Annotated in this window: 18 protein-coding genes; 5 read left to right on the plus strand and 13 right to left on the minus strand. The window is 54.8% G+C overall.

Annotated elements, in window-relative coordinates; genetic code table 11:
* Positions 1 to 10: 10 nt before the first annotated feature.
* Positions 11 to 745 (plus strand): GntR family transcriptional regulator, encoded by a 735-nt coding sequence (locus IMQ56_RS01650; RefSeq protein ID WP_017383174.1) that lies wholly within the window; start codon positions 11 to 13, stop codon positions 743 to 745.
* Positions 746 to 771: 26 nt separating this feature from the next.
* Here the strand turns inward: IMQ56_RS01650 and IMQ56_RS01655 are convergent, their stop codons facing one another.
* The 5 genes from IMQ56_RS01655 to panE all read right to left on the minus strand — a co-directional run bounded on the left by IMQ56_RS01655 (position 772) and on the right by panE (position 5,865).
* Positions 772 to 1,494, minus strand: a complete 723-nt coding sequence (locus IMQ56_RS01655; protein WP_017383175.1) for a glucosamine-6-phosphate deaminase — start codon at positions 1,492 to 1,494, stop codon at positions 772 to 774.
* A complete protein-coding gene (locus IMQ56_RS01660) occupies positions 1,491 to 2,816 on the minus strand; it encodes a 6-phospho-beta-glucosidase (protein WP_023296018.1) in 1,326 nt (441 codons plus the stop codon). Before IMQ56_RS01660 ends, IMQ56_RS01655 begins: the two co-directional genes overlap by 4 nt.
* Before the next feature lie 12 nt (positions 2,817 to 2,828).
* Positions 2,829 to 4,097 (minus strand): PTS transporter subunit EIIC, encoded by a 1,269-nt coding sequence (locus IMQ56_RS01665; RefSeq protein WP_017694419.1) that lies wholly within the window; start codon positions 4,095 to 4,097, stop codon positions 2,829 to 2,831.
* Positions 4,098 to 4,397: 300 nt separating this feature from the next.
* Positions 4,398 to 4,991, minus strand: a complete 594-nt coding sequence (gene yajL, locus IMQ56_RS01670) for a protein deglycase YajL (protein ID WP_015571288.1) — start codon at positions 4,989 to 4,991, stop codon at positions 4,398 to 4,400.
* Complete coding sequence (gene panE / locus IMQ56_RS01675; protein WP_045911111.1) at positions 4,954 to 5,865, minus strand: 2-dehydropantoate 2-reductase; 912 nt, start codon at positions 5,863 to 5,865, stop codon at positions 4,954 to 4,956. Before panE ends, yajL begins: the two co-directional genes overlap by 38 nt.
* 125 nt (positions 5,866 to 5,990) lie before the next feature.
* Here panE and IMQ56_RS01680 point away from each other — a divergent pair, with 125 nt between their 5' ends.
* On the plus strand, positions 5,991 to 6,482 hold the full coding sequence (locus IMQ56_RS01680; protein ID WP_017383179.1) for a YajQ family cyclic di-GMP-binding protein: 492 nt from the start codon (positions 5,991 to 5,993) through the stop codon (positions 6,480 to 6,482).
* Positions 6,483 to 6,514: 32 nt separating this feature from the next.
* On the opposite strand, the gene IMQ56_RS01685 is transcribed toward IMQ56_RS01680, so the two are convergent.
* The 7 genes from IMQ56_RS01685 to IMQ56_RS01715 form a co-directional block, all read right to left on the minus strand.
* Positions 6,515 to 7,876 carry an MFS transporter gene (locus IMQ56_RS01685; protein ID WP_032647425.1) on the minus strand — a complete coding sequence of 454 codons (1,362 nt, stop codon included), beginning with the start codon at positions 7,874 to 7,876 and terminating at the stop codon, positions 6,515 to 6,517.
* A 114-nt stretch (positions 7,877 to 7,990) separates the two neighbouring features.
* Entirely contained in the window at positions 7,991 to 8,638 is a 648-nt protein-coding gene (fucA, locus tag IMQ56_RS01690) for an L-fuculose-phosphate aldolase (RefSeq protein WP_017383181.1), read from the minus strand.
* 28 nt (positions 8,639 to 8,666) lie between these two features.
* On the minus strand, positions 8,667 to 9,662 hold the full coding sequence (locus IMQ56_RS01695; RefSeq protein WP_015571284.1) for a LacI family DNA-binding transcriptional regulator: 996 nt from the start codon (positions 9,660 to 9,662) through the stop codon (positions 8,667 to 8,669).
* A 61-nt stretch (positions 9,663 to 9,723) separates the two neighbouring features.
* Entirely contained in the window at positions 9,724 to 11,313 is a 1,590-nt protein-coding gene (locus tag IMQ56_RS01700; protein ID WP_017694416.1) for an FGGY-family carbohydrate kinase, read from the minus strand.
* Between the two features lie 11 nt (positions 11,314 to 11,324).
* The gene (locus IMQ56_RS01705) at positions 11,325 to 12,275 is read right to left on the minus strand and encodes an ABC transporter substrate-binding protein (RefSeq protein ID WP_000858088.1); all 951 of its coding nucleotides are present in this window, start codon (positions 12,273 to 12,275) and stop codon (positions 11,325 to 11,327) included.
* Positions 12,276 to 12,322: 47 nt separating this feature from the next.
* Entirely contained in the window at positions 12,323 to 13,306 is a 984-nt protein-coding gene (locus tag IMQ56_RS01710; RefSeq protein ID WP_017383183.1) for an ABC transporter permease, read from the minus strand.
* Positions 13,307 to 13,308: 2 nt separating this feature from the next.
* Positions 13,309 to 14,808 carry a sugar ABC transporter ATP-binding protein gene (locus IMQ56_RS01715; protein WP_017383184.1) on the minus strand — a complete coding sequence of 500 codons (1,500 nt, stop codon included), beginning with the start codon at positions 14,806 to 14,808 and terminating at the stop codon, positions 13,309 to 13,311.
* 407 nt (positions 14,809 to 15,215) lie between these two features.
* Here IMQ56_RS01715 and fucI point away from each other — a divergent pair, with 407 nt between their 5' ends.
* Genes fucI through fucU form a run of 3 tightly spaced genes read left to right on the plus strand, consistent with a single transcriptional unit; the run spans position 15,216 to position 18,868 of the window.
* Positions 15,216 to 16,994 (plus strand): L-fucose isomerase, encoded by a 1,779-nt coding sequence (gene fucI, locus IMQ56_RS01720; protein ID WP_045327588.1) that lies wholly within the window; start codon positions 15,216 to 15,218, stop codon positions 16,992 to 16,994.
* 49 nt (positions 16,995 to 17,043) lie between these two features.
* Positions 17,044 to 18,447 carry an L-fuculokinase gene (gene fucK / locus IMQ56_RS01725; protein WP_045327667.1) on the plus strand — a complete coding sequence of 468 codons (1,404 nt, stop codon included), beginning with the start codon at positions 17,044 to 17,046 and terminating at the stop codon, positions 18,445 to 18,447.
* The gene (fucU, locus tag IMQ56_RS01730; RefSeq protein ID WP_047727817.1) at positions 18,440 to 18,868 is read left to right on the plus strand and encodes an L-fucose mutarotase; all 429 of its coding nucleotides are present in this window, start codon (positions 18,440 to 18,442) and stop codon (positions 18,866 to 18,868) included. The genes fucK and fucU overlap by 8 nt, the downstream gene beginning before the upstream one ends.
* A gap of 40 nt (positions 18,869 to 18,908) precedes the next feature.
* Here the strand turns inward: fucU and cyoE are convergent, their stop codons facing one another.
* Complete coding sequence (gene cyoE, locus IMQ56_RS01735) at positions 18,909 to 19,796, minus strand: heme o synthase (RefSeq protein ID WP_017383188.1); 888 nt, start codon at positions 19,794 to 19,796, stop codon at positions 18,909 to 18,911.
* Positions 19,797 to 19,804 lie beyond the last annotated feature (8 nt).

Raw genomic sequence — 19,804 nt, forward strand, 5'->3', positions numbered from 1 at the left:
GTAATCGACAATGGAAAAAAAACATAAGTACTGGGAAATCAAAGAGAGAATCAAAAAAGATATTCTCAATGAAGTCTACAAAAAGGGCGAAAGCATTCCGTCGGAGCGCGATCTTGCCGGTATTTATGACGTTACGCGCGTAACGGTTCAGAAAGCCATGGCGATGCTGGTACAGGAAGGGTATATCGAGCGTATCCACGGCAAGGGCATGTTTGTTTTAAAGAATACTGCCAGCAATATTTACATTCTGAATAATGAAAAGAGTGACAGTATTCTCGGGTTTTCCCGTGAATTTCAGGGGCGGGTCAACGTAACCAGCCGCTTGCTGACGTTGACGACCCTTCACGCCGACGCGGCGCTGGCACAGCACCTCGAAATTGCGCAGGGTGATGATGTCTGGTTTATTCGCCGTATCCGTTTACTGGACGGACAGCCGGTGTTAATTGAAGACAGCAATATTCCTCACAAGGTGGTTGCCACTGTTCCGCAGGCTATTCTCGAAGAGGGATCGCTGTATGGCTATATTGAAGACTTTACCGGTAAGAAAATCAGCGACGCCGATTCACTGATTGAAGCGGATCTTTTTGATGAGGAGCTGGCGGCCCATCTCAATATTCTGCCAGGCCAGCCGATGTTGAAAATTACCGAAGTCACGCGCCTCGATGACGGTAGAGCATTTAACTTCTCCATCAGCTACAACCGGGCAGATATTTTCCGCGTCAAGAATATGCATATCAAACGATAACAGGCGCATCAGCGCCTGTTTCTCTTTTACAGCTTAGCGGCTGCCGCTTTATCGACAATGATCCTTAACCGTGGGTGCGGCTTTAGCAGCGTCGCGGGAACCGCCGGGTCCGGTGCAGAATTGACGGTTGTTGCGATGATGTCGGCTTTTTTCTCGCCGCTTGCCATCAAAATAATGGCCCGTGAGGCCAGGATAGTCTTCATCCCCAGCGAAATGCCCTGACGGATATGACGCTGCTGGCCGAAGTATTTAACCGAAACGGCCTGCGTCACCGCATCCAGGTCCACGATGTGGCAACCGGTATCGAGGGCGGCGCCCGGTTCATTGAAGCCGATATGGCCGTTCATACCGATCCCCAACACAATGATGTCAGGCCCACCGTGGGCCGTAATAAAGTTATCCACACGCTGACACTCTTCCTCGGGGGATTGCGTCAGGCCATCAAAGAAACAGATCTGATCGTCGCGCAGGGCCAGGTGGCTGAAGAAATGGCCCCATACCATCTCCCGGCAGCTGCCTTTATCGGCCTGACCGAGCCCCAGCCACTCATCCAGGCCAACAAATGCCGCACGGGAAAAATCGACCCTACCCTGTTTGCTGGCGTGCACAAGCGCGGCAAAAACGCCCAGCGGCGTATCTCCACCCGCGATGCAAATCAGCGCATCGGGTTTTTGCGTAACGGTTTCAATGACCGCTTTCGCCACGGCGTCACTCAGCGCCGCATAATCGTCTGTCTGTTCTACGTTCATTGTGCGTCCTTACGTTTAGCATACTGGGGTAAATAACGGTGGTTGACCTCAAGATATTCATTAAGGATCTGTTCTGCCGCGGCGGCAGAAGGCACAAGGGGATTTACGCTCAGCGCCAGCAGCGCCGTGTCGTAATTTCCAGTGACAGCGGCCTCAACGGTGAGCTCTTCATAGGCCTTCACGCTCTGGATCAGGCCGCGGATCTTCACGGGCAGCCTGCCATAGGCGAGGGGATGCGCGCCGTTTCGGTCGATCATGGCGTTGGTTTCCAGCGTAACGTGATCCGGCAGATCGGGTGTTGTGCCCCTGTTAGGAACATTTACGACGTGGATCTCTTTTTTATCGTTATAAATAGCGCTGATGATCGAGCATGCAGTATCGGAGTACCATGCGCCTCCGCGCTGCTCCAGCTCTTTCGGCTTGTGCGCGAGATGGGGATCCTGATAAAGCGTAAAAAGCCGTTGCTCAATTTCGCGCGTCTGCTCGCCGCGGGTTCCCTTAGTATTTGCATCGCGCAGCGCGGCGTCGGTCATCTCGCGGGTCAAAAAATAGTATTTGAGGTAGGAGATAGGGTACATATGGAGTGCCCTGGCAAAGCGGGCACTAAACCCAATGTCCGGTATATTTTTCAGGGAGTTATTTGCGCTGCCCGCGGCCAGTTTTTCAATAAAGTCGTCGGTATAATCCTCTCCCTTGAGGAAAATTTGGTCGGCAAAAATAAGATGGTTCAGACCAATAATGCGTGCGTAAACGTCCGACTTCTGCACGCCGTAGGCTTTGGCGATGTCCATCATCATGCTGTTTGCGCCACTGCAAATGCCTATGGTCCGAATGGCCGAGTGGCGGGTGATTGCCTCGGTGACAATCCCGGCCGGGTTGGTGAAGTTAATCAGCCAGCCGTTCGGGCACCATCTTTCCATGTCCTTACAGATATCCAGCAGGACCGGGATCGTGCGTTGAGCTTTCATAAACCCGCCGGGACCTGTCGTCTCTTGCCCCAGAACGCCGTATTTTAGCGGGATTTTTTCATCGTTGATGCGGGCATCAAGAAAGCCGACACGCAGCTGCGTGGTGACAAAATCGGCATCTTTCAGCGCCTCTTCCCGATCGAGCGTCAGGTGGATATTCATTGGGAGCCCGGCTTCAGCTACCATGCGCTGGGCCAGCTTTCCGACAATCTCCAGCTTCTCTTTTCCCTCTTCAATATCCAGCAAATAATAATCGGTGACCGGCAGCTCTGCGTAGCGTTTGATAAAACCGTCGATCAATTCTGGCGTGTAGCTGGAGCCGCCGCCAATAGTGACAACCTTGAGCTTTTTCATCGTGGTTCCTTTTTACAAGATGGGGTCGGAAAGCGTGTCCGCGTTGCGGCGGGCATTCTCTTCGGCCGCTTCGGTTTCAAGTTGTTTGCGCTCGGCCAGTTTGAAAAACGGCAGCCAGACCAGGGCGGAAATAACCAGCGTGCAGACGGACCAGATCACGGCAGGGATATTGCCGCCGGTCACGAACCATGCGGCGAAAATCGGCGGCATGGTCCAGGGGATCTGTAAGACGGGACGACCAATGATGTCGAAGTACATCAGCGACCAGGTTGAGATGCACAGGATCATCGGCGTCAGGGTAAACGGGATCATCAGCAGTGGGTTGAAGACTATCGGGCAACCGAAAATGACAGGTTCGTTAATACAAAATATCGCGGAGGGCAGGGAGAGCTTGCCCACTGATTTGTACAGCCGACTGCGGGAACGCAGCATGGCAATGACCAGTCCCATGGTCGCGCCCGTTCCGCCCAGGCACATAAAGACGATATAAAACCCGTCGGCGGTAATATGGGGAATGGGCTGATGATGCAGATAGGCCTGAGTATTTTCAGCGATGTATTTCAGGAAAATGGGACTGGTGATGCCGGAAAGCACGTTGTCGCCATGTATGCCGCAGCACCACAGCAGCGAAATCAGAAAAATAAGCACCAGCATGCCCGGCAGCGAACCGAGGCCGGAGACGAGCGGGCTGAGCAGCAGGGTGAAGAAGTGGTTGATATCAAAATTCAGGATGACCCGAATCAGCCAGATCAGAGTGATTGCTACCGCGGCGGGGATCAGGCTCGCAAAAGATTGCGCCACGGCAGGAGGCACGCCCTCCGGCAGGGTGATCACGACGTTGTGCCGGATAAAAAATCGCACGATGTGCACCGTCAAAATCGCCAGGATGATGGCAGAAAACAGCCCCGCCGCACCAAGATTGTCAACGTTGAGCTGATAGCTGTCGTTGAGTTGCGCCAGTAAGAACACCACCAGCGTGACTATGCAGCAGGTGATAGCGTTGAGGTTGTACTCCTTCGCGAGGTTGTAGCTGATACCCACCGCAGAAATCAGCCCTATCGCACCAAAGGTAACGCCCACCGGGGCGCTGAGCTTTTCGGCAAACGGGCCAAGCCATTCACTCCAGCCGGGTATCGGTAGATTGGCGAGAATGAGAAACAGGCTACCGGTGATGGTGAAGGGTAAGGTCAGCGCAATACCGTTGCGCACGGCGACCAGTATTTTATTTTCGCCTACGCGAATCAGTACAGGAATGACTCTGTGCTCAAGAAATGTAATCACATTGCTTACTCCAGAAGAGATTTCTGCTCTCCCGCCGCTGTTGATGTTATCAGGCTTTGCTGGCGGATTTTTAAACTGGTATATACCAGTTGAATGCAGTTTTTCACGGTTCTTTTAGCCTGTCAAACAGGCATGCAATGCGGTGCAGATTTGATTATTTGTCTGAAAATAAAGGGTTTTTGAAAGGGTAAAACGGTGGAGAGACGCTTTAGGGCAGGAAAATGAATCACAGAACTGTGACGCTGGCTGCACTATTTCTGTAGGGCAGACGGGCCAGCGCGTTGCCAGCCCGGGAGGACATCAGGCTTCGTAGAAATTATAAATCCCCGCCGCCATCACCAGCGATGACGCCACTTCGTACGCTTTTTCGCGCCCGACCAGCAGGTCAATAATCTTCAGGCCAAAATCAATGGCGGTGCCCGGCCCCTGGCTGGTGAGCAGGTTAACGCGCGGATCCCAGACCACGCGTTTATCCACCCACTGATCTTCCGGAATTGTGTCCTTCAGGCCAGGAAAGCCTGTCATATTGCCGATGGGGAAAATGTCGTGCGGAACCAGCACCGTACCCGCGGCCGCACAGATTGCCGCGACGATACGCCCGGAAAGATGAAACTGACGAACGGTTTCAACCAGCAGCGGGCTGTCGCGGAAACACTCTGCACCCTTCAGCCCACCCGGCAAAACGATCATGTCGTAATCACCGTCCGCCACCTGTACAAGCGGTGCATCCGCCAGGATCTTCACCCCACGCGAGCAGGTAATCGCCAGACTTCCGTCGCTGGCGACGCTGGCGGTAGTAACCTTAATACCACCACGCACCATCAAATCAATGGTGGTGACCGCTTCTGTCTCTTCGCTACCAGGGGCGAGGCATACCAGTGCCGATGCGCTCATACTCACTCTCCTTTCGTTTTACTAACTCAAACAGACGACTGTTTTCCGCAACGGTAATACCGTGTGCCCGGGCGCGTTTTAACAGATAACCGGTAATGTAATCAATTTCGGTATGCCGCATAGCCCGGATATCCTGCAACATTGAGGAGATATTTTCTGCCGTACTCTCAATGACCTGGTCGACATAATAACGTAAATCGGACTCTGAGGTGTGGTAGCCTTCGCGTTCAATGACGGCGGCAACTTCCCGGCAAATCAGCGCTACCCGATCGGGATGCTTGCGCAGCTCACCGTTAGGGCAATCCAGCAGGGCGGTCAGCGGATTGATCGCGCAGTTGACCGCCAGTTTGCGCCACAGTTCCGCGCGAATGTTATTGTGCCAGGCGACGTCAGGCAGCGTGCTTTGCAGGGTATCCGCAAGATAGCTGTAATCGCCGGTCTGTTCACGCGCAGGACCGATATGGGTGATACCACTGGCAACATGGATAATGACGTTACCGTCGCGACGTGCCGCGTGGGTGGTTGTCCCCATCAGCAGCGGTTGCCGGACAGATTTTAGCTCTTCAATGGTACCCATACCGTTGTGAATCAGCAGGATTGGCGTGCTTTCAGGTAACTGGGCGGCCAGGCTTTTCACCGCATCGGAGACCTGCCAGGCCTTCAGCGTGACCAGCAGCAAATCGCTGGTGGCAAGAAATTCCGGATCGTTTGCCGTCAAAGACTCGTTGAAAATTGAACCGTCTGTACCAATTACGTTCACACTGCAATAGGGCTGGGGAATTCGCAGCCAGCCCTGAACGTCGTGTCCCTGTTTGCATAGCGCTGTAAGCCAGAGTTGGCCAAGGGCTCCGCATCCAAGCACTGTTACTTTCATCGTTCCTCCTCACCTGCAACGGCGCCAGGTGCTATGACGCTAAGTATAGCGCCATCAGCTAAGCTTCTCGTTATGCCTCGTTGCGGGTATTATGCAACGCAACAAAAATGAAGGGAGAAGAAAAGATGCCATCTTTCGATATTGTTTCTGAAGTTGATTTGCAGGAAGCGCGTAACGGCGTAGAAAATGCTGTCCGTGAGGTTGAGTCACGTTTCGATTTTCGTGGCGTTGAGGCGACCATTGAACTGAACGACGCGAACAAGACGATCAAAGTCCTGAGCGAGTCTGATTTCCAGGTCAACCAGTTGCTGGATATCCTGCGCGCCAAGCTGCTCAAGCGCGGCATTGAAGGGACCTCACTCGATGTACCGGAAGATTTTGTTCACAGCGGCAAAACCTGGTTTGTGGAAGCGAAGCTGAAGCAGGGGATTGAGAGCGCGGTACAGAAAAAAATCGTTAAGCTTATCAAAGACAGTAAGCTCAAAGTGCAGGCGCAGATCCAGGGTGAAGAGATCCGCGTGACCGGAAAATCCCGTGATGACCTGCAATCCGTGATGGCGCTGGTGCGTGGCGGCGATCTCGGTCAGCCATTCCAGTTTAAAAACTTCCGCGATTAAGACAATCATGCCCGGCTAAACCGGGCATTTTTTCAGGCCTTCAGCGCCTGCTCCACCTCAAAGCGGTTAGTCACTTTGCTGTCAATTTTGACATACGCACTGCGCTCTTCCGGGACAATCAGCACTTCGCTCACGCCCTCTGTCGCTTCCAGACGCTGTTTTAACGCGTCACCGATTGCCACGTCATCGGGAATTTCTACCCGCAGGCTACTTACATAGCGCGGCTCTTTCATGGTGCTGGCAACAAACAGCCAGAGCATCGCCAGCAGCGCACCGGCGAGGAAAACGGTCTGGGAGTCAAACAGACCGTCCACCCAGCCGCCGAGCGACCCGCCGATCGCCACGCCGAGAAACTGGCTGGTGGAGTAAATGCCCATCGCGGTGCCTTTGTATCCTGCCGGAGACTCTTTGCTGATAAGCGACGGCAGCAGGGCTTCCATCAGATTAAACGCCAGGAAGAACAGCTGTACGCCGGCGATCAGTTCCCAGAAATGCGGGCCAGCGCCCCACAGCACAATCTCGGCAATCAGCAATAACGCCACGCAGCCCACGAAGACGCGTTTCATTTTGCGCTTCACTTCGGCGTAAATAATGAAGGGCACAACGGAGACAAACGAGATCAGCATTGTGACCAGATAAATTTTCCAGTGCTCTGCCGCCGGGAAACCTGCTGCGGCAAGTTGACCGGGCAGGGCGACGAAGGTGGACATCAGCAGAATGTGCAGGCACATAATGCCGAAGTTCAGCTTAAGCAGGCGCGGCTCGGCGATGACTTTGCTGAAGCAGCCTTTCACCATCCCGGATTCACGGTTGAGGATGTGGTTTTTACTGTCAGGCACAACCCACAGCGTGAGTGCGATCCCGATGGTCGCCAGCACCGCAATCATCCAGAACAGGGCGTGCAGGCCGAGCGCATGAGTGATAACAGGCCCCAGCACCATGGCAATGGCAAACGTGACGCCGAAGCTGACGCCGATAAACGCCATGGCTTTGGTGCGGTTTTGCTCGCGGGTTAAGTCTGACAGCAGCGCCATCACGGCGGCGGCAATCGCCCCGGAACCTTGCAGGGCGCGCCCAAGAATAATTCCCCAGATGGAGTGGGAGAGGGCGGCGATGATGCTGCCAAGTACAAACACCAGCAGCCCGCCGACAATCAGCGGTTTGCGACCTACGCGGTCGGAGAGCAGGCCAAAGGGGATCTGGAATATCGCCTGCGCCAGGCCGTAGATACCAATCGCCAGACCAATCAGCGCTTCGCTGGCACCCTGTAACGCCATGCCATATGTGGTCAGAACGGGCAGGACCATAAACATGCCAAGCATCCGCAGCGAGAAAACAGTCCCTAAACCCCAGGTCGCACGCAGTTCGCCTGGCGTCATTTTATAATCGTTCATTACCACCTCTACCAAAAAGCAGGCCATAGTTTAGGCGGGGTGATAAGTGCGGTAAATAGGTGTTTGTTTAAGAGATATTACGAGGGTGTGATAAAAGCACCCCCGGATAAAAAATTACGCCTCGACGCGCAATCCGTAGCTTTTGAATTTCTCAAGAACAATGGCAATTTCATCGTCACTGAGTACCGGAACGGGATCCACGATCGCCAGCGTGGCCAGGTAGAGTTTTGCCAGCACCTCTACCTCCTGCGCCAGCCACAGTGCCTTTTCAAGATTTTCTTCGCAGGTTATCAGGCCGTGGTGCTGTAATAGCGTCGCTTTGCGATCGCGTAATGCGACCGCGACATGCTCTGACAGCGCGCGCGTCCCGAAGGTCGCGTAAGGGGCGCAGGGAATGGAGTTTCCCCCGGCGGCGGCAATCATATAGTGAATAGCAGGAATGGGGCGGTTGAGTATCGAGACGGCGGTACAGTTAACCGCATGGTTATGGACGACGGCGTTAGCATCCGGGCGGGTCTGATACACAACCTGATGAAAACGCCATTCGCTGGAGGGCAGTTTATCTTCTTCGTGTCGCCCCTGTGCATCTACATAGACGATACTCTCTTCGGTCAGATGCTCGTAGGGAATTCCGGTCGGCGTAATCAGCATGCCGTCGCGATAGCGAACGCTGATATTGCCGGCGGTGCCCTGATTTAACCCCATGCGGGTCATCTCAAGGCAGGTGTCGATAATGTCTCTGGCTAATCGGGCTCGTTCCATTTTTTATTCTCCGGGTACAGTTTTATTTTTACTGGCGGGAACGTTTGACCAGCTTCATATCGACTTTCGCCGTCTCGTTGACCGCTTCGCCGTCGATGGCTCGCTGCATCAGTTCAAACGCTTTTTCCGCCCAGGTATCTTCATCCTGCTGCATGGACCAGACGCTGTTAGGCAGGAACCCCAGCATGGGGTGCTCATCGAAGGTGCCGATATTGATGTGTTGGGGCACGGTGCCGGTACGCGTCCGCAGGGCTTCGATTGCCCCTTCCAGAACGGGTAACGATGAGGCGATAAACGCCTGCGGAACACCCTGGCTGTCGATAAGCGAATCCATCAGGGCATATCCGCCCTCCGGCGTATTGTCCGGCCCTTCGATGACCCACTCGCGATGGTGAATACCGGCTGTTTTCAGGGCCTGTAAGTAGCCGTTCAGACGGTCCGTAATACTGGGCAGTGCGGTATCGCCCACAAGGAACCAGAGCGGCGTTTTTCTCTCTGCCAGCATGTTGCGGGCCAGTTCATCCCCCCCGGCCTCGTTATGACTCTCAACCAGCGCGTTGTCAGTAAAGCCAAAATCCCGGTCGAGAAGCACCAGTGGTTTTTGGATCTGCCGCAAATGATGCTGCTGGTTTTCCAGCGTCGAGGGAACGATAAACAAGCCGTCCACGTTGCGCGCCATCAGGGCTTTGACCAGCTTGTTTTCGTAATCCACATCGTTGTAAGTACAGCTGATCATCAGCTGGTAGCCCGAACGGCGGCAGCGCAGTTCGAGTTTCTCGGCGAGCGTTGCAAAGAACACGTTCGAGATGTTGGGTACGATGAGTCCCAGCGTCTCGGTTTTGTTTAGCTTAAGACTGCGCGCCGAATGGTTGAGGGTATAGCCGAAGCGCTCGACGTGTTCATTAATTCGGGACTGTGTTTTCACGCTGATCCGATACTGTTCGGCTTTCCCGCTCAGTACCAGCCGCACGGTGGTGACGGATAAATTCAGATCCTTCGCTATCTGTTCAACTGTTTTGGCCATCGCTACGCCTCAATCCTTAACGTACGTAAAAAACTGCTGATAAAGCATACGCATCCTGCCATTACATTTCCTGCTGCATCAGGAGATTAAGCGCCTGCTGCTGGGTCCACAGCATCAGGTACGCCTCATATTTTTGCCGGTGGAAAGCCGCGGTTTCCGGCCGACGGGTGATGATGTCGCCGGCTTTGACCATTTCCCGGGTGGCATCGGTGAGCGTTGCCCATGCACCGCTCGCCACAGCGCCGCAAATGGCCGCGCCGAGAGTGACGGCATCTTCTTCGGCTAAGAGATGAATATCGCAGCCCGTGGCATCGGCATACTCCCGCAGCCAGAGCCGGTTATGGGTGGCTCCTCCACAAATGACAATGCGCGACAAGGTGTGCCCGTGATGTTTCAGGGTATCCATAATATGTCGTGTGCCATAGGCTATGGCCTGTAGCGTGGCCAGATAGAGCCTCGCCAGCGCACGTTCACCGGTTTCTAATGTCAGACCGACCACGCTGCCCCGCGCATCCGGACGCGAACGCGGCGAGCGGTTGCCGTGGTGATCGGCCAGAATGTGCAGGTTGCGGGTGGGATATTTTTCTTCCTGTTCAAGCGCGGCTACCCAGTCGTTGAGCAGCGCCACCGGATGGCGTTGCGCCGCTTCTGCTTTTGCAAACAGGTCTGCGCTGGCTCCGTGCTCGCGCAACGTCCAGTCGACCAGCGCCCCGGCAGCACTTTGCCCGCCTTCCGTCAGCCAGTAGCCCGGCAGCATGGCGCTCCAGTAAGGCCCCCAGACGCCGGGCGTATGGATCTCCGTCTGACTGGCAAGCATATGGCAGTTCGAGGTTCCGCTAATGAGCGCCAGCGTGCCCTCCGGGTGTGAGCCCGTCAGCGCCACGCCACCCGCGTGGGCATCGATCATGCCGCTTGCCACAACCACCTCTTCGGGCAACCCCAGAGCTTGCGCTGCCTGTGGGCTGAGTTTCCCGACGCATTCAGCGACGTCCAGAATAGTATCGGGAATTTTTGTCAGTAAGGTCTCCAGCCCCACCTCCCTGAGCAGCGATTCGCTGAACTGCGCCTCATGCGCAAGGTAGTTCCATTTGCAGGTGAGGGTGCACAGGCTGGCGGCGTCCTGGCCCGTCGCTTTCCAGACCAGAAAATCGGCAAGGTCGAAAAAGCGCCAGGCCTGATTCCATGTTTCAGGATGATGTCGCTGCAACCACAGCAGTTTTGGCAATTCCATTTCAATACTCACCTCGCCGCCCACGTAGCACAGGGCAGGATCGCGTGTGGCATTGATGCGAACAGTTTCTTCGTGAGCACGATGATCCATCCACATAATGATGTCCTGCGATGCCGGACTGTCGGGGGACACGCTCAGGCCGTTACCCTCAGCATCCAGCGCGACCAGCGAGCACGTGGCGTCGAAGCCAATCGAACGAATGGCGTCGGGTGAGATCCCAGAGGAGTCGACGGCTTCCCGCACCACCGCGCAAACCTGCTGCCAGATCTCCGCGGAGGACTGTTCCACGCGCGCGTTGCTGGCGTGAAACTGTGAAATCGGACGGGTCGCGAAGCTCAAACGCTCGCCTTGCGCAGAGTAAAGCCCAGCACGAACGCTGGCTGAACCCACATCGACCCCGAGGAAATAGCCGTCACTCATCATAAACTTCCTTATTTTTTACCAAACGGATGTAACAGTTTATCAATTTCAGGGGTGTTGATATTCTGCGCATTGACATATTTCACTGGAATATCAATTTCCTTAGCCACCGTCTGTCCGGAAATTACCGCGTTCAGCGCCTTTATGCCCTGATAACCAATCTGGTACGCGTCCTGCACCACGAAGCCCTGAATCACGCCGTTTTTGAGGAAGTTAATGATGGCTTCGGTGCTGTCAAAACCGATGACTTTCACTTTGCCCTTCAGATTCTGGCTGTCGATAGCGTTCGCAACGCCCAGGGTTGATCCTTCGTTGGTGGCATAAATACCGGCGATATCCGGGTTGGCCTGAACCATATCAATGGTTTTATCCATCGCCTTTTGCGGGTCGCCATCGCTATATTGCACCGGCAGTACCTGAATATTCGGGTACTTCTCTTTCATTCGCTCGCTGAATCCTTCAGAGCGCTCAATGGCGGACGTCGTTCCGGCTACGTGGGCGATAATACCCACTTTCCCCTTCTGACCTACCTGCTCCGCCAGCGCATCCGCAGCCTGTGCGCCCGCCTTACGGTTATTGGTGGCGACAAAGCTGGCCGGGATATCGGAGTTCACGCCCGAGTCGAAGGTCACCACTTTGATCCCCCGGCTGTTGGCAGTTTCGACCAGCGGGGCAAGGGCGTTTGCATCAAGCGCGGCCAGCAACAGGCCGTTTGGCTTTTGTGCCATGGTGTTTTCGACTAACTGGATCTGCTCGGCGATTTGCGTTTCATCGGCAGGGCCAACGTAGCTGGTTTTGTCACCCAACTCTTTTGCGGCAGCTTCCGTCCCCATTTTGACCGTCTGCCAGAATTCGTGCTGGTAACCTTTACTGACTACCGGCAGGTTTAAATCTTTTGCCAGCGCGCTGCTGGACAGGATGGCAACGAGCGACAGGGCGCTCAGGATATGGCTGGTTTTCATTATTTTGCTCCGTTGTAGGGGTTGGCAGGGCTTGTTGTATCGAGAACCTAACGCATTCTTTTACGTAACGTGTCCAGGTAGACGGCGGCAACGACGACCACGCCCATCGCCACCATCTGCCAGAACTGGGACACGCCCATGAGATTGAGGCCGTTTTTCAGCACGCTCATAATGAACGCGCCTATGATGGTGCCGCCAATCGTGCCCACGCCGCCCATCAGACTGGTACCGCCGATCACTACCGCCGCAATGGCTTCCAGCTCATAACCCACGCCTACGGTTGGCTGGCCTGAATTGAGACGAGAGGCGAGGATCACCCCGGCCACGCCGGTTAACAGGCCGCATAAGGCGTAAACGAAAATTTTCACTCGCTGGACTTTAATCCCGGAAAGATGTGCCGCCGTTTCATTGCTGCCGACAGCGTAGATATAGCGGCCCATCACCGTTTTCTTCAGGATCCACATGGCGATCAGTGCCACGATGACCAGGTAGAACACCGGGTAAGGCAGGACGTCGAACAGGCGACCCTGCGCTAGCAACTTGAACTGCGGGTAGTCAGAAAAATAAATCGCGCGGCCATCGGTCATCACCATATTGATGCCGCGTACCGACATCATTAAGCCGAGGGTGGCAATAAACGGTGGTATGGTCATTTTGGTGACCAGAAACGCGTTCACATAGCCGCAAAGCCCGCCGGCGAGCACGCCTGCCAGAATACAGACCGGCAGCGGCATACCAAACCCGGCGGCGATGCCCACCGCAACCCCTGAGAACGCCACCACCGATCCGAGCGACAGGTCGATCCCGGCGGTAATAATCACAAAGGTTACGCCAATGGCCATGATGCCAATCACCGCCGTTTGCAGGGCGATAGTCATGATATTTTCAGTATTAAAGAAGAACGGTGAGCTGAAGCTGAAAAACAGAACCAGCAATACCAGGCTAAAAAGAGGCGCCAGACGCATCAGGAGCGCTTTATTTATTTTCATCGTATGACTTCCGCTTTGCGGCGATGGAACGGTAACGGACATGATTAATCCTCCAGCGTGGCGTATTGCATGATTTTTTCCTGGGTGGCGTGCTCAGCCTCTATTTCGCCGGCAATGTGGCCGCTGCGCATCACAAGTATGCGGTCGCACATTCCTAATACTTCCGGCAGTTCGGATGAAATCATGATGATCGATTTACCTTTAGCGACAAGGCGGTTCATTAGTTCATAAATTTCCAGCTTGGCGCCAACATCAATTCCCCGGGTTGGCTCATCAAAAATTAAAATATCGGTATCTTTACAGACCCAGCGGGCAATAATGATCTTCTGTTGATTACCGCCGCTTAAATTCAGTGCCGCCTGTTCCAGATGCGGCGTTTTTATTCGCAGCGCATCCACCAGTTTCTGGCTGGACTCCCGGCAGCGTTTTTCATCGACATTACCCGCGGCGCCGGCGTAGTCCGGGTAATTGCCGAGCATAATGTTCATCTCAACGGAAAGGCCGAGGGCGAGTCCCTCTTTTTTGCGGTCTTCTGTTAAATAGCTGATGCCTTTCTCAATGGCGTCAGCCACGTCTTTAATCCGTGTGGGGGTGCCGTTCAGCGTCAGGGTACCGGCGTCGATCGCATCGGCGCCAAACAGGGCCCGGCCCAGTTCCGTTCGGCCTGCGCCCATTAAGCCAGCGAGGCCGAGGATCTCACCGCGCCAGAGGGTAAAGTTGATGTCGTGCAGTACACCATTTCGCGTCAGGCCATTCACCTCCAGCACTTTTTCTCTGCGCTGATGCGGCGGGCGTTTTGGGTAGATGTTATCGAGATTGCGGCCAACCATCATGGCGATAAGCTCGCCGATCTGAACCGTTTCATAATCTACGGTGGCGATGTATTGTCCGTCGCGCATGACGGTCGCGCGATCGGCGATCAGCGCCAATTCTTCCAGGCGGTGCGAGATGTAGACAATCCCCGTGCCCTGAGCCTTGAGCATCCGCGTGACGTCAAACAAACTCTCGATTTCACTTTCGGTCAGCGCGGCGGTGGGTTCATCCATGATTAGCACTTTGGCATTGACCGAAATCGCTTTGGCAATTTCAACCATCTGCTGCTGGGCTACGGTTAATTCACTGACGCGGGCGTCCGGGGCGATTTTTAAATTCAGCGTGTGCAGTATTTTCTCAACCGCCTGTCGCTGGGCGCGTTTATCTAACTGCCAGCGACTATTTTTGCAGAATTCACGGCCAATAAAGATATTCTCTTCCACGGTTAAATCGGGAAAGAGATTAAATTCCTGATGGATAATCGTAATACCTGCGTGCTGAGCACTTAGCGGATCGCTGAATGATACGGATTGCCCTTCAAAGCGAATTTCACCGGAATCGGGTTGGTAAACTCCGGATAATATTTTCATCAGCGTCGATTTGCCGGCACCGTTTTCACCTAACAGGGCATGAACTTCGCCGCGGCGTAAATCGAAATCAACCTGATTCAGCGCCAGCACGCCGGGAAAGCGTTTGGTGATGCGCGTCATCTGAATAAGAGTCTCTGACATTGCAAAATTCCTGTGTTGGAAAGGCAATGAATCACAAGCCATAGTGATTTAGTTATTAAGCTAACTCGACTTAGCTTTCGTCCTTAAAAGCTATTTTAGGGTCATAATTTAGCCAAATAATTTGTATTCAAATTGTGACGTCGTGCAAAGGTATTTTGTTATTTAATTGAATTTAAACGATATGTTTAGTTTTTGCTGAATCGGAATACCTGACGCTGATCGAATTTTGACCTCTCATCGTGAAACTGCTCACAGATCCTGCACATTTATCTTGTCTCATTTTTAGTGAGAACCCTAAGCTAATTCGAGTTAGCAAATTTCACCGCTTTCCGTTCACGGTGCTGCCCGGGCGCTTTTTCACGGCTATGCCCCTGAGACGGATAGGTTAACCAACGTGAGGAAAGGCTATGAAAACGATAAAAGCGTTACCCCGGATTGGCATTCGACCTGTTATTGATGGCCGCCGAATGGGCGTACGCGAGTCTCTGGAAGAGCAGACCATGAACATGGCGAAAGCCACGGCGGCGCTACTCAGTGAAAAATTACGCCACCCCTGCGGTACGCCCGTAGAGTGCGTAATTGCCGACAGCTGCATTGCCGGAATGGCGGAATCCGCCGCTTGCGAAGAGAAGTTCAGCACGTGCCACGTTGGTCTGACGATCACCATCACCCCCTGCTGGTGTTACGGGAGTGAAACCATTGATATGGATCCGCTGCGCCCGAAAGCGATCTGGGGCTTTAATGGCACCGAGCGTCCGGGGGCGGTATACCTCGCAGCGGCGCTGGCAGCGCATAACCAGAAAGGGATCCCGGCGTTTTCCATTTACGGCCACGATGTACAGGATGCGGGCGACGAGACCATCCCGGCAGACGTTGAGGAAAAATTGTTGCGCTTCGCCCGGGCGGGCCTGGCGGTCGCCAGCATGAAGGGGAAAAGTTATCTGTCGGTGGGCGGTGTCTCAATGGGGATCGCGGGCTCGATTGTCGATCACAACTTCTTTGAATCCTGGCTGGGGATGAAGGTGCAGGCGGTGGATATGACCGAACTGCGTCGCCGCATCGATCATAAGATTTACGACGAGCAAGAACTTGAGCTGGCCCTGAGCTGGGCGAAGGCACATTTCCGTTTCGGCGAGGATAAAAACGCAGAGCAGTATCGTCGCAATGAACAGGAAAATGCCGCGATCCTGCGGGAGAGCCTGCTAATGGCGATGTGCATCCGCGACATGATGCAGGGCAACCCTAAACTCGCTGCGATGGGCCGCGTGGAGGAATCGCTGGGCTATAACGCCATTGCGTCCGGTTTCCAGGGGCAGCGCCACTGGACGGATCAGTATCCAAATGGTGATACCGCAGAGGCGCTGCTGAACAGCTCTTTCGACTGGAACGGTATTCGCCAGCCGTTGGTAGTGGCGACGGAAAATGACAGCCTTAACGGGGTAGCGATGCTGTTTGGGCATCTGATGACCGGCACCGCGCAGATTTTTGCTGATGTACGCACCTACTGGTCGCCGGAGTCGGTTGAGCGTGTTACAGGCCAGAAGCTCACTGGACGGGCTGAGCACGGCATTATTCATCTGATCAACTCCGGCTCGGCGGCGCTGGACGGTACAGCGGAGCAGAAAGACGCCGAGGGGAAACCGACCCTGAAACCACACTGGGACATTACTGAGCAGGAAGCCAGCGCGTGCCTGGCCGCAACCCACTGGTGTCCGGCGGTGCATGAATACTTCCGCGGGGGCGGTTTCTCATCAAACTTCCTCACCCGGGGTGGCGTGCCATTTACCATGACCCGCGTAAACCTCATCAAGGGTGTGGGTCCGGTATTACAGATAGCGGAAGGCTGGAGTGTTGAGCTGCCGGAACACGTACATGACATTCTGAATAAGCGCACCGATTCAACCTGGCCCACCACCTGGTTTGCCCCACGCCTGACCGGTAAAGGCCCGTTCAGCGACGTCTATTCAGTGATGGCGAACTGGGGCGCTAACCACGGGGTATTAACCGTCGGGCACGTCGGCGCTGATTTCATCACCCTGGCGTCCATGCTGCGCATCCCTGTATGCATGCATAACGTACCGGAGGCGCTGATTTATCGGCCGACGGCCTGGGGCGCTCACGGTATGGATCCGGAAGGGCAGGATTACCGCGCCTGTGAAAATTACGGACCGTTATACAAACATTAATCCGGCCTGCCAGCCTGCTCCGGCGGGCTGACAGCCTGTGGGGACCGCGATGAAAAAATGTTTTCTGGTTCTCGATTGTGGCGCGACGAACGTGCGCGCCATTGCGCTGGATCCCGAAGGGAATATTGTGGCGCGCGCCGCGGTGGCGAACGAAAGCGAAAGCGCCGCTGAAAATCCGGCCTGGCACCAGTGGTCGCTCGACGCCATCATGCAACGGTTTGCCGTCTGTTGTCAGAAAATCAGCGCAGCGCTGAGCGAGCATCAACTGTGCGGAATGAGTGTGACGACCTTTGGCGTGGATGGCGCACTGGTAGATGAGCGGGGAGAACTGCTTTACCCGATCATCAGCTGGAAGTGCCCGCGAACCGTGCCGGTGATGGAAGCGGTTGCCCGTTCATGCTCCCCGGCAGAACTACAGCAGATCACCGGCGTTGGGCAGTTTAGTTTTAACACGTTGTATAAGCTAGGCTGGCTTCAGGACAACCATCCCGATCTGTTACAGCGTGCTCACGCCTGGCTTTTTATCTCCTCGCTAATCAACCATCGCCTGACCGGAAAGATGACGACCGATCTCACGATGGCCGGTACCAGTCAGATGTTCGATCTGCATCAGCAGCGCTTCAGTGAAACGATCTTAAGCAAGATCGGCGTGCCTCATTCCCTTTTCCCGCCGCTGGTTTCCCCCGGAGAAAGGATTGGTGAATTGCGGCCCGACGCTGCATCCAGGCTCGGATTGCCTTGCGGTGTGCCGGTGATCTCCGCCGGGCACGACACGCAGTTTGCCCTTTTTGGCGCCGGGGCGGGAATTAATGAGCCAGTTCTCTCTTCGGGTACCTGGGAGATTTTAATGGCGCGCACCACGCAGGTTGATACCGCTTTGCTGGGGCAATACCCGGGCGCGACCTGCGAACTGGATAGCCGGACGGGGCTCTATAATCCGGGAATGCAATATCTGGCGTCTGGCGTACTGGAGTGGATCCGCGCGCTGTTCTGGTCGCCTGGTACCGACTGGGACACTATTCTGGCTCAGGCGGCGGCAATTCCGAACGGCGCGGATGGCGTCACGATGAATACCCAACTGCTCGACTCTCCACTCGCCGGCTGGCAGGGCGTTACGCTCACCACCACGCCAGCCCATTTTTACCGCGCAGCCCTGGAAGGACTCACGGTGCATCTGCAAGAAAAACGCCTGGCGCTGGAGGCGATCGCGCAATTTAAGGCGCGTGAACTCCTGCTGGTGGGGGGAGGTAGCCGCAATATGCTGTGGAATCAGCTCAAGTCCAATGCGCTTGGGATCCCGGTGAAGGTTCTTGAAGAGGCTGATACGACCGTGCTGGGGGCGTCTTTGTACGGATGGTGGGGCGTCGGAGAAACGGCCAGCGCTGAGGCTGCTCGCGATCGGGTCCACTATCGTTACCGTTATTTCTATCCTGAGGAGCAACCTTGTGCTTAAAACGATATCCCCTGTGATTTCACCCGAGCTGCTGAAAACGCTGGCAGAAATGGGTCATGGTGACGAGATTATTTTTGCAGATGCTCACTTTCCCGCGCACAGCCTGGGGCCAAAGACGATCCGCGCAGATGGCCTGCTCATCAGCGATTTGTTGGCCGCGGTGATACCGCTGTTTGAACTGGACAGCTATGCGCCACCGCTGGTGATGATGGCCCCTGTCGACGGGGATACGCTCGATATACAGGTAGAAGCGCGCTATCGCAACGCACTCTTTGGTGAGGCGGAAGGGGAGGGGATTACGCGTATTGACCGTTATGCGTTTTATGCGCGGGCACAGAAAGCGTACGCCATCGTGGTGACGGGCGAGACCGCGAAATACGGCAATATACTGCTAAAGAAAGGGGTTACGCCGTACCAATAAAAAACGCCGGGCTAAACCCGGCGTTTTTACATCAGTCTTCTTACCAGACGTAAGTCAGCAGGTGTTGTGAATCTGGCACCATGAAGTCTACGGACATCATCACGGACAGGGAGGTGATGGCGACAATCGAGAACACAAACAGCTTGCGTGCCCAGACCTTGTCATCTTCCACTTTGTAACCGCGCAGGGCCATGCCGAGCCACCATACGCTCACCGCAGCTGCTACCACCAGATATTTATATCCGGCGTAACCGCCCAGAGAGAGCATCAGCGTTGCCACGGCAAAAGCGATGATGTAGAGCGTGATGTGGTTCTTGGCAACCGAAATGCCTTTCACGACCGGCAGAACCGGAATGTTCGCCGCCTGATAATCCTTAAAGCGGAAAATCGCGATGGCGTAGGAGTGCGGCATCTGCCACAAGCTAAAGATAGCCAGCAGGATGAGCGCACCGCTGTCGAACTCGTTCGTGACGGCGCAGTAGCCAATCACCGGCGGCGCCGCGCCGGAGAGAGAACCAATCAGCGTGCCGTAGACGGAGTGACGTTTCATATACAGGCTGTAGACGCCCACATACACCACGAACCCCATCACCCCCAGCCAGCAGGCCAGCGGGTTAGCACCAAACCACAGCAGCATAAAGCCAGCAATACCCAGCAAGGTGGCGTACACCAGCGAGACGGAAGGAGCAATCAGGCCTTTAACCAGCACCCGATTTTTGGTCCTTTCCATCTTCTTGTCGATATCCATGTCGATGTAGTTGTTAAATACACAACCGGACGCAACCACCAGTGACACACCGACCAGCGTGTAAATAAAGAGGGTGTAATCAATGCTGCCTTTAGAGGCCAGCAGGAACCCTCCGATTACGGAGATCAGGTTGCCAAAGATGATGCCTGGTTTCGTGACTTGCAGGTATTGCTTAAACATACTCGCCG

Source organism: Enterobacter sp. Res13-Sevr-PEC09-46 (assembly GCF_015672585.1).
Lineage (GTDB): Bacteria > Pseudomonadota > Gammaproteobacteria > Enterobacterales > Enterobacteriaceae > Enterobacter > Enterobacter hormaechei_C.

What these genes read in the sequence shown, in the direction of transcription:
- IMQ56_RS01650 (WP_017383174.1), top strand. Translation starts at nt 11, where the DNA reads ATGGAAAAAAAACATAAGTACTGGGAAATCAAAGAGAGAATCAAAAAA.
- IMQ56_RS01655 (WP_017383175.1), bottom strand. Translation starts at nt 1,494, where the DNA reads ATGAACGTAGAACAGACAGACGATTATGCGGCGCTGAGTGACGCCGTG.
- IMQ56_RS01660 (WP_023296018.1), bottom strand. Translation starts at nt 2,816, where the DNA reads ATGAAAAAGCTCAAGGTTGTCACTATTGGCGGCGGCTCCAGCTACACG.
- yajL (WP_015571288.1), bottom strand. Translation starts at nt 4,991, where the DNA reads ATGAGCGCATCGGCACTGGTATGCCTCGCCCCTGGTAGCGAAGAGACA.
- panE (WP_045911111.1), bottom strand. Translation starts at nt 5,865, where the DNA reads ATGAAAGTAACAGTGCTTGGATGCGGAGCCCTTGGCCAACTCTGGCTT.
- IMQ56_RS01680 (WP_017383179.1), top strand. Translation starts at nt 5,991, where the DNA reads ATGCCATCTTTCGATATTGTTTCTGAAGTTGATTTGCAGGAAGCGCGT.
- IMQ56_RS01685 (WP_032647425.1), bottom strand. Translation starts at nt 7,876, where the DNA reads ATGAACGATTATAAAATGACGCCAGGCGAACTGCGTGCGACCTGGGGT.
- fucA (WP_017383181.1), bottom strand. Translation starts at nt 8,638, where the DNA reads ATGGAACGAGCCCGATTAGCCAGAGACATTATCGACACCTGCCTTGAG.
- IMQ56_RS01695 (WP_015571284.1), bottom strand. Translation starts at nt 9,662, where the DNA reads ATGGCCAAAACAGTTGAACAGATAGCGAAGGATCTGAATTTATCCGTC.
- IMQ56_RS01700 (WP_017694416.1), bottom strand. Translation starts at nt 11,313, where the DNA reads ATGAGTGACGGCTATTTCCTCGGGGTCGATGTGGGTTCAGCCAGCGTT.
- IMQ56_RS01705 (WP_000858088.1), bottom strand. Translation starts at nt 12,275, where the DNA reads ATGAAAACCAGCCATATCCTGAGCGCCCTGTCGCTCGTTGCCATCCTG.
- IMQ56_RS01710 (WP_017383183.1), bottom strand. Translation starts at nt 13,306, where the DNA reads ATGTCCGTTACCGTTCCATCGCCGCAAAGCGGAAGTCATACGATGAAA.
- IMQ56_RS01715 (WP_017383184.1), bottom strand. Translation starts at nt 14,808, where the DNA reads ATGTCAGAGACTCTTATTCAGATGACGCGCATCACCAAACGCTTTCCC.
- fucI (WP_045327588.1), top strand. Translation starts at nt 15,216, where the DNA reads ATGAAAACGATAAAAGCGTTACCCCGGATTGGCATTCGACCTGTTATT.
- fucK (WP_045327667.1), top strand. Translation starts at nt 17,044, where the DNA reads ATGAAAAAATGTTTTCTGGTTCTCGATTGTGGCGCGACGAACGTGCGC.
- cyoE (WP_017383188.1), bottom strand. Translation starts at nt 19,796, where the DNA reads ATGTTTAAGCAATACCTGCAAGTCACGAAACCAGGCATCATCTTTGGC.